14 protein-coding genes are annotated in these 13,309 nt (G+C 61.2%); 8 read left to right on the forward strand and 6 right to left on the reverse strand.

The features are described from left to right. Positions 1-152 precede the first annotated feature (152 nt). Positions 153-929 (forward strand): SDR family NAD(P)-dependent oxidoreductase, encoded by a 777-nt coding sequence (locus AA105894_RS09515; protein WP_267311516.1) that lies wholly within the window; start codon positions 153-155, stop codon positions 927-929. Positions 930-951: 22 nt separating this feature from the next. Here AA105894_RS09515 and AA105894_RS09520 read toward each other — a convergent pair whose 3' ends face one another. Beyond that, positions 952-2,427 (reverse strand): porin, encoded by a 1,476-nt coding sequence (locus tag AA105894_RS09520; protein ID WP_267311517.1) that lies wholly within the window; start codon positions 2,425-2,427, stop codon positions 952-954. Between the two features lie 203 nt (positions 2,428-2,630). Here AA105894_RS09520 and AA105894_RS09525 point away from each other — a divergent pair, with 203 nt between their 5' ends. Next, positions 2,631-3,347 (forward strand): MgtC/SapB family protein, encoded by a 717-nt coding sequence (locus AA105894_RS09525; protein ID WP_267311518.1) that lies wholly within the window; start codon positions 2,631-2,633, stop codon positions 3,345-3,347. Between the two features lie 15 nt (positions 3,348-3,362). Here the strand turns inward: AA105894_RS09525 and AA105894_RS09530 are convergent, their stop codons facing one another. The 4 genes from AA105894_RS09530 to folP form a co-directional block, all read right to left on the reverse strand. Beyond that, entirely contained in the window at positions 3,363-4,526 is a 1,164-nt protein-coding gene (locus tag AA105894_RS09530; protein WP_267311519.1) for an SMP-30/gluconolactonase/LRE family protein, read from the reverse strand. Positions 4,527-4,592: 66 nt separating this feature from the next. Then, on the reverse strand, positions 4,593-5,249 hold the full coding sequence (gene folE / locus AA105894_RS09535) for a GTP cyclohydrolase I FolE (RefSeq protein WP_188425601.1): 657 nt from the start codon (positions 5,247-5,249) through the stop codon (positions 4,593-4,595). Beyond that, a complete protein-coding gene (gene folK, locus AA105894_RS09540; protein WP_267311520.1) occupies positions 5,246-6,124 on the reverse strand; it encodes a 2-amino-4-hydroxy-6-hydroxymethyldihydropteridine diphosphokinase in 879 nt (292 codons plus the stop codon). Before folK ends, folE begins: the two co-directional genes overlap by 4 nt. Then, a complete protein-coding gene (folP, locus tag AA105894_RS09545; RefSeq protein WP_267311521.1) occupies positions 6,121-7,017 on the reverse strand; it encodes a dihydropteroate synthase in 897 nt (298 codons plus the stop codon). The genes folK and folP overlap by 4 nt, the downstream gene beginning before the upstream one ends. A gap of 119 nt (positions 7,018-7,136) precedes the next feature. Between folP and AA105894_RS09550 the strand changes: the two genes are divergently transcribed. Both AA105894_RS09550 and AA105894_RS09555 read left to right on the forward strand, forming a co-directional pair. Then, complete coding sequence (locus tag AA105894_RS09550; protein WP_267311522.1) at positions 7,137-7,448, forward strand: hypothetical protein; 312 nt, start codon at positions 7,137-7,139, stop codon at positions 7,446-7,448. Between the two features lie 147 nt (positions 7,449-7,595). Further along, on the forward strand, positions 7,596-7,895 hold the full coding sequence (locus tag AA105894_RS09555) for a TonB-dependent receptor domain-containing protein (protein ID WP_267311523.1): 300 nt from the start codon (positions 7,596-7,598) through the stop codon (positions 7,893-7,895). A 63-nt stretch (positions 7,896-7,958) separates the two neighbouring features. Here the strand turns inward: AA105894_RS09555 and AA105894_RS09560 are convergent, their stop codons facing one another. After that, complete coding sequence (locus AA105894_RS09560; RefSeq protein ID WP_267311524.1) at positions 7,959-9,056, reverse strand: branched-chain amino acid aminotransferase; 1,098 nt, start codon at positions 9,054-9,056, stop codon at positions 7,959-7,961. Between the two features lie 200 nt (positions 9,057-9,256). Here AA105894_RS09560 and panB point away from each other — a divergent pair, with 200 nt between their 5' ends. From panB to AA105894_RS09580, 4 genes are all read left to right on the forward strand, one after another. Beyond that, positions 9,257-10,075 carry a 3-methyl-2-oxobutanoate hydroxymethyltransferase gene (panB, locus tag AA105894_RS09565; protein ID WP_373316759.1) on the forward strand — a complete coding sequence of 273 codons (819 nt, stop codon included), beginning with the start codon at positions 9,257-9,259 and terminating at the stop codon, positions 10,073-10,075. Further along, complete coding sequence (gene panC / locus AA105894_RS09570; protein WP_267311525.1) at positions 10,072-10,917, forward strand: pantoate--beta-alanine ligase; 846 nt, start codon at positions 10,072-10,074, stop codon at positions 10,915-10,917. Before panB ends, panC begins: the two co-directional genes overlap by 4 nt. A 110-nt stretch (positions 10,918-11,027) precedes the next feature. After that, positions 11,028-11,756: an SDR family oxidoreductase gene (locus tag AA105894_RS09575; RefSeq protein ID WP_188425594.1), complete on the forward strand. Its 729-nt coding sequence runs from the start codon at positions 11,028-11,030 to the stop codon at positions 11,754-11,756. A gap of 278 nt (positions 11,757-12,034) precedes the next feature. After that, positions 12,035-13,300, forward strand: a complete 1,266-nt coding sequence (locus AA105894_RS09580; protein WP_267311526.1) for a PepSY-associated TM helix domain-containing protein — start codon at positions 12,035-12,037, stop codon at positions 13,298-13,300. The last annotated feature ends 9 nt before the right edge of the window (positions 13,301-13,309 follow it).

Below are 13,309 nucleotides of genomic sequence, written 5' to 3' on the forward strand. Positions count from 1 at the left end.
ATGACACTTGGCCGCGCTTTCATTTCCCGCTGATTGTCACTCCCGGGCAGGGCGTAGGCTGCCAGACCATCTCGAACAAATGATGGGAAGCAGGGGAATAAAACCGGGTAGATTGCCGCGTCTTCTTATTCCGTAATCAGGATCATTCGAGCATGCGCCTCTCTGACAAAACTGCCGTCATTACAGGCGCAGCGCGCGGGATAGGGCTCGCGATTGCACGCCATTTTCGCGATGAGGGCTGCAACGTCATTCTGACCGATATCGATACAGAGAATGGCCAGCGCAAGGCCGAGGCGCTTTCATGCCGTTTTCTCTCACTGGACGTGCGCTCCGAAAAGGACTGGGAGGCCCTGACCTCATTTTGTCCGTCGCCTGATATTGTCGTCAATAATGCCGGAATTACCGGATTTGAGAACGGCGTTGTCGCCCATGATCCTGAACATGCGACCCTGGCGGACTGGCACGCGGTGCATCGCACCAATCTGGACGGCACGTTTCTTGGCTGTCGTTACGCGTTGCGCGGCATGGGACCACGCGGCACCGGGTCGATCATCAATATCTCCTCGCGCTCAGGGCTTGTCGGCATACCGGGTGCGGCCGCCTATGCATCATCAAAGGCTGCCATTCGCAATCACACCAAAAGCGTTGCGCTCTATGCCGCCCAGAAAGGCTGGGGCATTCGCTGCAATTCCATTCACCCGGCGGCCATTCTCACGCCCATGTGGGAAGCCATGCTCGGCGACGGGCCTGATCGTGAAACACGCATGAAGGCCCTCGTCGCCGACACACCTCTCAAACGCTTCGGCACGGTCGATGAGGTCGCCGCGATCTGCATCATGCTGGCCTCTGACGAGGCGACCTATATCACCGGCTCCGAATTCTCGATCGATGGCGGCTTGCTTGCAGGCTCCGCTGCAGTGCCTGGTTAGGCCCCGCTCCTGCGGCAGGCAATCAGAACGTCCAGACCACATCGCAGGAGAACCAGAACATGGTCGAATCTCCATTGCGTACGATCGGATCGCTCGCTGGTGCTTCGCGATTGAAGGGTCTTGTCCCGTTCAGGCTGTGATCAACCCGTATCTCGGGCCGAAGAACAAAGCGGCCAAGCGGCATATGCCTGTTGATGAAAGCGGGCTCGTAATGCAGCCCGAGCGTCAGATCGCCATAGGTCGTGGGCGGTGCCGCATAGAACGGATAAGGCTCGTTACGCAGCTGTTTGCCGAAGGACGTCGTACCGGGATAGGCCGCAATCATCACCCCTGTATTGTCACGAAACACCTCGCCGCGCAGATTGAGCTGTAATGACGGCGTGAGCGTCCAGGCGAGATAGGCTGTGCTGCCATAGAGATCGTCATCAGGGATCTCGTCATGAAGCCAGGTGCTCGCAAAGGTGACGCTGAGCGTCTTGCTGGCATGATAGGTCAGCAGCAGATCGGCATTGTACTGCATGCGATGCGCTGCCTGATCACCAATTCCGGCACTGATCCAGCCATCAGGCGAGATACGGGGGTCTCCGTCATGGCCCTGCGGCCCGGCGCGCCCGATCAGATGCCCGTCAAGCCGGCCTTCTATCAGATGGGTAAAGGACACACCCAGATAGCCCTTGGGCCTGTTGTTGTTGCCGCTCTGTCCGAAAGTGGTGGAATTACCCGCATCAATGCCGAGAATACCATCGACATGAGGGCTGAGATGCGCGGTGGCGATAATGCCGACCGTCTGAAACGGCACGATGAAATCGGAGCTGTAATTATAGCTGTAAAAGGGGCGCGACAGTGCCGCCGGGCCTTCCGACCCCATGAGCCCGTAGGATTGACCGATCTGGAAATCGATCCCCTTGCCGAATATCCAGGGTGTATGCAGGTCGATATGCGCTTGGGTAGGCGCCCATTGATACATGCCACTCAGAGCGCGGTCGCCCATACCCACCGTCACATCGAAGCGGGAGTCAGAGCCGTACATCGCCTCTGCCACAAAGCCGATGCCATAACCTCCACCTATCTCGGCCATGTCATGCGAGACGGAGCCCAGGATCTGGTTGAGCGTGGCGGTATTCGCGCGATCAAGAAAGAACTGGCCAAAATTGCGCCCCGATCGCGTCCAGGGATTGGCCGCAATGCCACCCTCAATGGTCATATGCGTCTTGATGCCGCTCCAGAAGCTCTGGGATACAGGCTGACGCACAGGCGCGACAGGGCTCGAGGGACGGGCGCGCGCTGCCTTGCGCCGCGCCACACTGTCTGGACGCGCCTCACCGGCGAGCGGCACGGACTTTCCGTGAGGAATCTGCGCCGGGGTCGTCTGGCTTTGCGCTGTGACGGTTGTCACCGCATGGGCCTCATCGGCCATAGACGCAGCCAGTCCGCACAGAACCATGACAGTCAGATGCGCGAACAGCGCGGCTGACAGGCCTGAGCCTCTCCTGTCCATCGTCGTCCCTCCTGAAATCATTCCTTGCGGGGGGCGCCCCGTAACGCGCGGCACTCTGGACCGGGCACCACCTCACATTCACGTGACTTAATGTTGCAACGCCGGTCGGGCCTCATCCTCATCCACCTTCTGCCGGGTGGGCGCAGGCGACAAAACCGACTAGACCAGCGGGGCCAGCCCTCTTGCAACAGACTGGAGCTCCCGTGCGGTTCATCGAAACATTCGACCTCCATTCCTTCACGGATTCGAGCATCAGCCTGCTCGCCGCCTTCGTCTTCGGCACGCTGATCGGGGCCGAGAGGCAATATCGACAACGCACGGCGGGGGTACGCACCAATGCCCTCGTCGCCCTTGGTGGCGCAGCCTTCGTCGACCTTGCGCAGCGTATTGCGGGCGATGTCGAATCGCTGCGTGTCATTGCGTATGTCGTGTCAGGCATCGGCTTTCTCGGCGCTGGCGCGATCATCAAGGAGGGCGCCACAGTGCGCGGCATGAATACTGCCGCGACGCTCTGGTGCTCGGCGGCAGTCGGTGCCTGTGTCGGTAGCGACATGCTGGCCGAAGGGTTTCTGCTCACCTTCTTCATCATCGCAGGCAACACGCTGCTGCGGCCCATCGTGCGAGCCATCGACCGCATTCCCCTTCAGGCAAAATCGATGGAAGCCGGTTATGGGCTGCGGGTCCTGACCTGCCGTCAGTCGGTGCTGGAAATGACTGCCCTGCTCAAGGAGCAGCTGGAGGAAGCCGATTACACGATCGGCAAGCTGTCTCTGAACGAGGAAGAAAACGAACAGGCCGCCATCAATGTCAGCCTTATGGTCTCCTCAAACGGGCCGGGCGCACTCGAAGCACTGATCTCGGCCCTGATGCAGGACAGCCGCGTGATGGCGGCGTCGCTTTCACTCAACGCCGACACCTGATCCTTCGCACAGGCCTCAGGGGGCCGGAGCAGCAGGCAGCCCGATCCTGACCAGAAGCCAAGGCCCCTGCTCCTTGTTCACGCCGCCATGAAAGGCAGGCTGACGCGACCATTGGCCGATCGTGGCGTAGAGCACATTATCGCTATAGGCCAGACCATCGGGCGCGATCAGCCGCGGGTCATGCGCGATGACCGAGATCCGGCCATCAGGCGCACGGGCAAGAATACCGTGCCGCTCGATATCGGTCAGAAACAGACGACCATCGGGTGCGGTGGCCATGCCATCGCCCATACCGGCCTCGCCTTCATCTTTCACGCTGAATTCGATTTCGGTCTCGCTTGCCTTGGGGTCAGCCAGCACGGCGGTCGGCGCCGAATAAAGCTCGCGGCTTGTCAGCGGCTGCCAGAACAGCGTCTGCTGGTCAGCACTCAGCCCGATTCCATTCGCCCCGGCCTGCGCCATGGTCGGATGTTCGGGGTCATAACGAGAGGCCTGACCATCGAGCACGGCCAGAAAACCATGACGCGGCATCACCGGCTCGGTATCGGCCAGAAGACGGCGCTGCGTGCCGGTCGCGATATCCACCACAATAAGCGCCGGATGCACGGTGAGCGAAGAATCGGTGATGAAGGCCGTGCCGCGATCACCATGGGTCAGGTCGATACGCAGATCGTTCGGATGGCTGTCCGACCGAAGCGCTGGCGCCGTGAGCGGAATTTCCTCGATGATGCGCGCTGAAGCCGGGTCGATATGGATCAGTCTTGCCGCACCCGGCACCGTGCCCTTATCGGCCAGAATGCCTTCATCGAGCACCCAGAGCTGACCGCTGGAATCAACCGTCATGCCAAGAGGCGAAACAAAACGCCCCTGGCTCTGAGCGTCGGGAAAGGGCGTCAGTTTGCCATGGTCGAACAAGGCGAGCCTTGGCCCGTCATGATCATGCAGGCTGCGCGGAAAACCCAGCACGAGCCGGTGATCGGAGAGAATGGCAATGCCGGAAGGCTGTGCCTCGTGAAAGCGCCCGATAATCTCGACATTGCCCGAAGGCGCATAACCCTGATCGACACTGTCCCCCCCATCAGGGGCCAGCCCACTCTCATCCGCCCATGAGAGCGCCGGAGAGGAAACTGCAAGTGCCGCCGATGTCATCAGGGCATAAAGGGCCAGACGCATTTTCATTTTCCCTCTTCCTGTCCATCATGAAAGAGATCGGGGCTTATGCGTCAAACCACAGCGGCGTGAGGCTCAGCCCTTGAGCAAGGACATGATCTCGGCACGTAACGCAGCATCACGCTGCCAGGTGCCACGCACAACTGTCGTAACCGTACGGCTGCCGACATTGCGGATGCCGCGCATGGCCATGCACATATGCTCGGCCTCGACCAGAACCATGACGGCCTTGGGTTCCAGCACCTCGATGATGGAAGCGGCGATCTGATCCGTCAGGCGTTCCTGCAGCTGCGGACGGCGCGCCAGCACGTTGACGGTGCGGGCGATCTTGCTCAGCCCGGTCAGACGGCCGCCCTCGGGCAGATAGGCCACATGCGCCTTGCCGAAAAACGGCAGCAGATGATGTTCGCACATCGAATGAAAGCCGATATCGCGCACGATCACGGCGCCTTCATGCTGGTCAGCCAGAAACTGCTTGTGCAGATGCTCACGCGGGTCTTCATGCAGCCCGCCCAGCACGTCGAGATACATACGTGCCACGCGGCCCGGCGTCTCGAAAAGCCCTTCGCGGTCGGGGTCTTCACCCAGCGCCTGAAGGATTTCACGCACCGCACCGGCAATGCGCGTTTCGGCATCTTCGGGTTTTGCGATCGGTGCGATGGGGCGCTCCCCACCCTGCCCCTTGTGGCGAGCGGCATCCAGCGCCACGAGATCGGCAGTCGGTTTGGTCATTTCTGGTCCTCGGCAATGCAAGACGGGTCTTCCGCGCAGGGGACAACGTCATCAGCCTCGCGGGGGAGCCTGTCCAACATGTCCGAAACGGAAAGTCCACTGATTTTCTGTTCGGGAGCGATTTCTGCAAGGGGAACGAGCACAAAAGCCCGCTGCGCAATGCCCGGATGTGGCAAGGTGAGCACGGCATTGCTCATTTCCTGCGCGCCAAGATAAAGCAGATCGACATCCATTGCCCTCTGCCCCCAGCGTACGGAAGGCACGCGACCGAGACGGGTCTCGATTTCCTTGCACACGCGCAAAAGCGCCATGGCATCGAGGTTGGTCCACCCCGTGACACAGAGATTGTAGAAATCGGGCTGTTCCACCCCGCCCCATGGGGCGGTGCGATACAGGCTCGAGACCGCGTCGATCTCCAAGCCCGGCGTCAGGCCGAGCCAGGTCACGGCAAGGTCCAGAGCGCTTTTGCGATCGCCCATATTGCACCCGAGCGAAAAACCGACCGGCAGATGGCGCTCTTTCGTGGTCTCGACGCTGACCATACCGAATGGATGAGCGATGGGCGCGCCCGGCTTGCTGACCCGCACCGTAAGGCGCGTGATGGTCGAAAAATGCGCCAGAAGGTCTTCGGCTATCCGGTCGGCCAGCGTTTCGATCAGACGCACGGGCTCGCCTGCGGCAAGCGCCACCACCCTGTCGCACAGGGACGCATAACAGACCGCAAAAAGATAATCGTCGCCTCTCGTGGCCCGGGCCGTATCGACCGTGACCACCAGATCGATCAGGAATTTCTGCCCGAGCCGTGTCTCTTCCGGCAGGACGCCATGCCGACCGAACACATGAATCCCGTCAAGGCGGATGATCGACTGGGTCATGACCGCGAACTCCCTGTTGCTGGCACCGCCTTCGTGGCAAGCAGGCCAGTGATGCGCACGGCATCGACATGGGGTGCGACGTCATGAACACGCAAAATGGCAGCCCCCTGCAACTGGCCGCAGAGATTGGCCGCCAGTGTTCCGGCCAGACGCTCATCCACCGTGCGGCCAAGCAGACGGCCAAAAAGCGATTTGCGCGACAGGCCAAGCAGGACCGGCACGCCATATTCCTCGCGCAGGGAGCCGATCAGCCGGATACTGTCGAGGTTTTGCGGATCTGTCTTGCCAAAGCCCACACCGGGGTCGAGCACGATATGCTCGCGCCGGATACCTGCCCGCCCGGCCTGAGCCAGAATGGCATCGAAAAAGCGCCGGAATTCATCATGCAGATCAAGGGCCGGATCGATCGTCTCGCGATTATGCATCAGCACGGCCACCGCACCCGTTTCGGCCATCACCGACGCCATGGCAGGATCGCGTTGCATCCCCCAGACATCGTTGATCATGACCGCCCCCGCACGCACGGCCTCACGCGCGACACTGGCTTTATAGGTATCGATCGAGAGAAAGGCAGGGCCATCCCTCAGAGCGCCGATGACCGGGCGCGTACGGGCAATTTCTTCGGACGCAGGCACGAAATCGGCACCGGGCCGGGTCGATTCTCCGCCGATATCGATCAGCGACGCCCCTTCGGCGACAAGATGGCGGGCATGGGCAATGGCCTGATAGGGCGCATCATGCCGCCCCCCATCGGAGAATGAGTCGGGCGTCGCGTTGACAATGCCCATGACAAGAGGGGCGTAGGCCCCATGCGCGCCCTGTATCGCCGCGACGAGCGCATCGCGCCTGCCCTGCCACTGAGCCTTCTGCACCGCGGGACCGGCCGCTTCCATAACATCCATTCACGTCGGGACTGAGAGAAACACGCTCTTAAAGTATGGGAGCAGGCAGGTCCAGAAAAACGAACCGCGCCCGTCCATGGCTGTTTGAACCGGCAAGAAGGAGACGCATCATGGCCAACGACCAGTTCGACACCCCCATTTTCGACGGTGAAGATAACAAGCACCAGAGCGCCCGCGCCCTTGCCGAGGCAGCGTTCCGCGCCGAGGAGGAAGGCGAACAGGAAAAGGCAGAACAGCTTTTCCGTCAGGCGGAAGCGGCCGATCCTTCGGCGCTCGAAAGCGTACTTCTTGAACGACGCAGCGAGCACCCGGGCTTCACGCCCCAGCCCGCTTCGAATGATGAGGAAGTCGCGGCCATGAGCCGCACGATGACACCAGAGCGTCATGGCCCACCACCCGAGGCAATCGACGAAAGCTACTGAAGGCACTGCCCCCGCCCGAATACCACGGAAGCCGCAGACGGTTTCTGACATGAGGCGGGACGGGAAGCAGATTTCGACCATGCAGGGACGCGCCGTTTATCGGACGTCCTTCATGGTGCCATAGAGGCTGTGTGCGGCCTGAGTGGCGTGTCGGATTGCTATGTCTCTGCGGGCAAGACCAGAAGTCAGGGCGCTGAGGCCGAACTGATTGGACGCCCCGCCCAAGGCTGGGACATCAATGCGAGCTACACCTACAATGACAACCGGATCGTCAATAACGGCAATGCGACCCAGGCCGGGCTGACCTATGCGAGCGACTCACCGCGCCATCTCTGGAAGCTCTGGACCCATTATCGCTTTGAGCCTTATCGCGGCGCCCACAGGAATGGCTGGAGTGTTGGTGGCGAGCCGCGCAGCTACATGCTGACCCTGCGCTCGAACTTCTGAAGCGGCGCAAGGGCTTTCATTGCTGATGGCGGGTGCGCGGCGAACCCGCCATCTGGCATCGGATCAGACGATCGCGTGAATCCACCCATGGGCATCATTCGTCTTGCCCGCCTGGATATCGGTCAGCGCCTTTTTCAGCCCGAGCGATACCTCGCCCGGCGTCTTGCCGTCGCCGAAGACCGCTTCACTACCCGTGCGACGCAGCGTGCCGATGGGGCTGATCACCGCGGCCGTGCCACAGGCGAAGGCCTCCTTGTAACGACCTGACGCGGCGCCCGCGAAGATCTCGTCGATTTCGAGCGGGGCCTGCTCGATTTTCAGACCGCGATCCCTGGCAAGCTGAAGAATGGCGTCACGCGTGATACCGGGCAGGATGGTGCCCGTCAGAGGCGGGGTGACCAGCGTGTTGTCATCACGCAGGAACATGACATTCATGCCGCCCATTTCCTCGACAAAGCGCTGTTCGCGGCTATCGAGGAACAGGACCTGATCGCAGCCATGCGACTTGGAATCGCGCTGCGCCACAAGGCTTGCCGCGTAATTGCCACCACACTTGGCCGCGCCCGTGCCACCGGGGGCTGCGCGCGTATAATCCTCAGACACCCAGACCGACACGCAGCCAGAGCCGAAATAGGCACCGACAGGGCAGGCAATGACCATGAAGAGATATTCGGAAGCGGGCTTCACACCGAGGAAAACCTCGGTCGCAATCATGAAGGGGCGCAGATAGAGGCTCTTGCCCTCGCCTTCCGGCACCCAGTCGCGATCGATCTTCACCAGTTCGTCGACGGCCTGCATGAAGATTTCCTGCGGCAGATCGGCCATGGCCATACGGTCGGCAGAAGCACGAAAACGTCTGGCGTTCTCTTCCGGACGAAAGGCAGCGATACCACCGCTTTCGGTACGATAGGCCTTCATGCCCTCGAAAATCTCCTGCGCGTAATGCAGGACGGAGGCTGCCGGATCGAGCGAGATCGGCTTGCGCGCGGTGATTTTCGCGTCGTGCCAGCCACGGCTCTCGCTGTATTTCACGATGGCCATATGATCGGTGAATACGCGGCCGAAAGCGGGGTTGGCGATAAGCTCGGCACGATGATCCGCAGGGGTCGGGTTGCTCGTGGGCTCGATGGTGAATTGCAGCGCAGCGCTTTCGGAAACCATGGTCTGTTCCATCTTCTGGTCAATTGTGACGGCACTCTATCCCGTTCGCTGCATCTTGACACCCTTTGAAAGGGAGAGAGAAGAACGCGCCCAGTGCCTGACTGCATCGTGATGGCAGGTTTTTTCGATAAGCGAGTGCCTTGGCGAAGACCTGAAGCTCTGCGATCACGCGGCGGACAGAAAGATTTGAGAGGGCCTTCATGAGCGCATCGACCCCCATCCAGACCCTGACACCCATGGCCATACAGGCTCGCAAGGGCAAGGAACCCATCGTCTGTCTGACGGCCTACACCACCCCGATCGCCCGGCTCGCCGATGCAGCCTGCGATGTCGTGCTGGTGGGAGACAGTGTGGGCATGGTGCTGCATGGCCTGCCATCGACGCTGGGCGTGACGATGGACATGATGATTCTGCACGGCAATGCGGTGATGCGTGGCATAGGCAAGGCGCTTTGCGTGGTGGACATGCCGTTCGGCAGCTATGAGGAAAGCCCTGCACAGGCCTTTCGCAACGCGTCGCGCCTGCTGGCCGAGACAGGTGCGGCAGCGGTGAAGCTCGAAGGCGGCGTTTCCATGAAAGAGACCATCGCCTTTCTGGTCGCACGCGGCGTGCCTGTGATGGGCCATATCGGACTGACCCCGCAGGCGGTGAATGTGCTTGGTGGCTACAAGGTGCAGGGGCGCAATGAAGACGCCCAGCGCGTGCTAGCCGACGCCCGTGCGGTCGAAGAGGCCGGTGCCTTCGCGATCGTGCTGGAAAAACTGCCGCGCAGCCTTGGTGCTGACATCACGAACCGGCTTGGCATTCCGACCATCGGCATCGGTGCCGGACCGGAATGCGACGGGCAGATTCTCGTGATTGACGACATGCTCGGGCTTTTTGCCGATTTCAGACCGAAATTCGTCAAGCGTTACGCCAATCTCGCCGAACAGGCCGAACAGGCGCTTGCATCCTATGCACAGGATGTCCGCAGTCGCGCCTTTCCCGGCCCCGAACACAGCTTTGGAGAGCGGACATGATCATCCGTGATATCGCGACACTGAAGCAGACAATCAGAGGCTGGAAACAGGCGGGCGAAACGATCGGATTCGTCCCGACCATGGGGGCGCTTCACGAGGGCCATCTCAGCCTCGTCACACAGGCGCGTGCCCAGGCACAACGCGTTATCGTATCGATTTTCGTCAACCCGACCCAGTTCAATAACCCGACCGATCTCGCCACCTACCCGCGTACCGAAGCCCAGGATATCGCGCTTCTGGGCCACGTGGACGCCATCTTCATTCCGGCTGCCGAAACCATGTATCCCGCAGGGTTCAGCAGCACGGTCAGGGTCAGCGCGATGGCCGGGATACTTGAGGGCGCACACAGGCCGGGTCATTTCGACGGCATGGCGACCGTCGTCACGAAGCTCTTCTCTCTGACCGAAGCCGATAGCGCGTTTTTCGGCGAGAAAGACTGGCAGCAATTGCAGATCGTCCGACGCTTCGTGCAGGACCTCAATCTGCCGATCGACATCATGGCCTGCCCTACGCTGCGCGAATCCGACGGTCTGGCGCTTTCCTCGCGCAACAGACGTCTGTCACCGGAGGGCAGAAAGAGCGCGCCAGCCCTGCATGCCATTCTGCAGCAGACAGCCACGGCCATCAGGCAGGGCCACCCCATCGCAGAGGCGCTCGATAAAGGAAGAGCCGCGCTTGTGGCCGCGGGTTTCGGCCCGATCGACTATCTCGCCTGCTGCGAGGCAGAGAGTCTGACACCCGTGACGACTGTATTCACGACAAAACATGACAATGTCGGACTGCGATTACTGGTCGCGGCGGCTCTCGAATCTGTGCGTCTTATTGACAACATCGTTATTTAGACCCTGACAAGGTTCATGCGACTATACCCGTATAGTGAGGCACGACCTGAATGGCGGGCCTCCGGTGCCCTCCTTATGGGCGGCGCCTATACACAAGAAGGTATGCAAGCATGTCGCTTCCGCTTCAGGACAAGATCGCCGCCGTAACGGGCGGAGCTTCCGGCATCGGTCTGGAATGCGTTCGTCACCTCATCAAGGCTGGCGCCATTGTCTATATCCTCGACCGTGACAAGGCGGCGATGGAAAAGGCCCGTGAGGAGCTTGGCGACAAGCTGCACGGCGTCGAGGTCGATCTCTTCCGTCATGCCAGCATCCAGCAGGCCGTAGATACGGTTCTGGCCGAGCAGGGCCGCCTCGACATCATGTTTGCCAACGCTGGCTCCTATGTCGGTGGCAACGCCTGGGAAGGCGACCCGGATGTGTGGGATCGCATGCTGAACCTCAACATCAATGCGGCTTTCCATTCGGCGCGCGTCGCCATGGTGCCCATGATCAAGCAGGGCAGCGGCGATATCATCATCACCAGCTCTGTGGCAGGCGTTGTGCCGATCGTGGCCGAGCCGATCTACACTGGCTCCAAATACGCTGTGCAGGCTTTCACCCATACCTGCCGCCGCCAGCTGGCACCGCATGGCGTTCGCGTCGGTGCGATCCAGCCCGGCCCGGTTGTCACGCCGCTGATCAATGACTGGGATCCCGAGCGCCGCAAGGCTGCTCTCGAAGGCGGCGGCATGATGCAGCCTTCCGACGTGGCCGAAGCACTGATCTTCATGCTCACGCGCCGCAAGGGCACGGTGGTGCGCGATCTGGTGTTGCTGCCCAATGGCTTTGACGTCTGATACGTCGCCTCATCACCCCTCAAAGGCGCCATGCGCCTGAGGGAAGATCGACAGAACCCCGCCTCTCTTGGCGGGGTTTTTGTTTTAGAGCGCGCAAAAGCGCCTTCCCTTTCGACACCCACCTCCAGCCAGGCATGGCCCCCGCTCCCCCCGTCACAACCAAAGGTTGCGATTGACTCTCAGTTGCGCGGTCTTTAGAGCGAGTGCCGATCCCATGGGGTCGGAGCACAGGCTTGCGTCGATGGAGTGCGCCAATCCTCAACAGATCAGAACGCGCCGTGCCGCGCCCGAAATCCGGCCCGAAAGGGGGGAGTCCCTTCTGGCCGCTGCGTCAGTCGCGTGGCGCGATGGTGGCGTTACATCGCTATATCGGTCTGGTTCTGGCGCCCCTTCTGGTGGTCATCGGGCTGACGGGCAGCATCAGCGTTTTTCGCACCGAACTCGACCGGATGCTCAACCCGGATCTCTGGACCACGCAAAGTCCGAACCGGCATCTGCCGCTTTCGGTCCTGACCGCAGCCATCGCGAAAGCCCATCCCGATCAGCCCCTGATCGCGCTCGAATACCGGCCTGCCCCCGGTGGCACGCTTCATGCCTATCTCACTCCCGCACTCACGCCCTCAGGTCAGTCCAGACCTGACGAGATCTTTCTCGACCCCGGCGATGCCCATGAGCTGGGCGGTCGTGTCGCCGAAGGATGCTGCCTTAACCGGCGCGTCCTGATACCCTTCATCTACAGGCTGCATTTCTCACTCGCTGCTGGCACCACGGGCTTGTGGATTGTCGGCATCACGGCCCTGATCTGGACACTCGATTGCCTCAACGGGCTGCTGTTGACGCTGCCGCCCGTCACACCTCCCTGGCGCAAGGGTTTCTGGCGCGGCTGGGAACCTGCCTGGCAGATTGCTTCCCCCAAAAACGCCCTGCGTCTGTTTTTCGATCTGCACCGGGCTTTCGGGCTATGGCTCTGGATCCTGCTGCTTGGCATGGCGATCAGCGGTGTTGCACTGGCGTTGGGTCCGCAGATCTTTCAGCCGGTTGTACGCACGCTTTTCCCGGTTGCGCCGCCCGCGTCAGAAATTCCCCTTCCAGGTGGCCCTCACATATTGAAACCGGACGAGGCCGAAGCCCTGGCCGGACGAGACGCACAGGAGCGGGGCTGGCAGGCGCGGCCCGCCGCCGTGATGCTGACCCACACGCCGGAACGCGCGCTTTTCTATCTCTTCAGCGATACAGGGCAGATACCGGCCGGTTTTGGCAGCCCCCTCATCACAATCGCCCTCGACACCGGCGCAACGGTGCAGGCCAGCGTACCGCCTGAGGGAAAACTGGGCGATCTGATCCTGCAACTTCAGGACCCTTTCCATAGCGGGCGCCTTGCAGGGATGACGGGGCGTATTCTTGTCTGTGCAAGCGGTGTTGTGACTGCCCTTCTATCCGTTACCGGAGTGCTGATCTGGGACCGCAAGAGACGCGCCCGGCGCAGGGCACAGCTGAAAAAACCACGCCCGGCCCTGCGGGGAACAGCTTCAGAAAAAGACTGATCAAGGGCT

Origin of the sequence: Asaia spathodeae NBRC 105894, assembly GCF_025994195.1 — a bacterium.
GTDB lineage: Bacteria > Pseudomonadota > Alphaproteobacteria > Acetobacterales > Acetobacteraceae > Asaia > Asaia siamensis.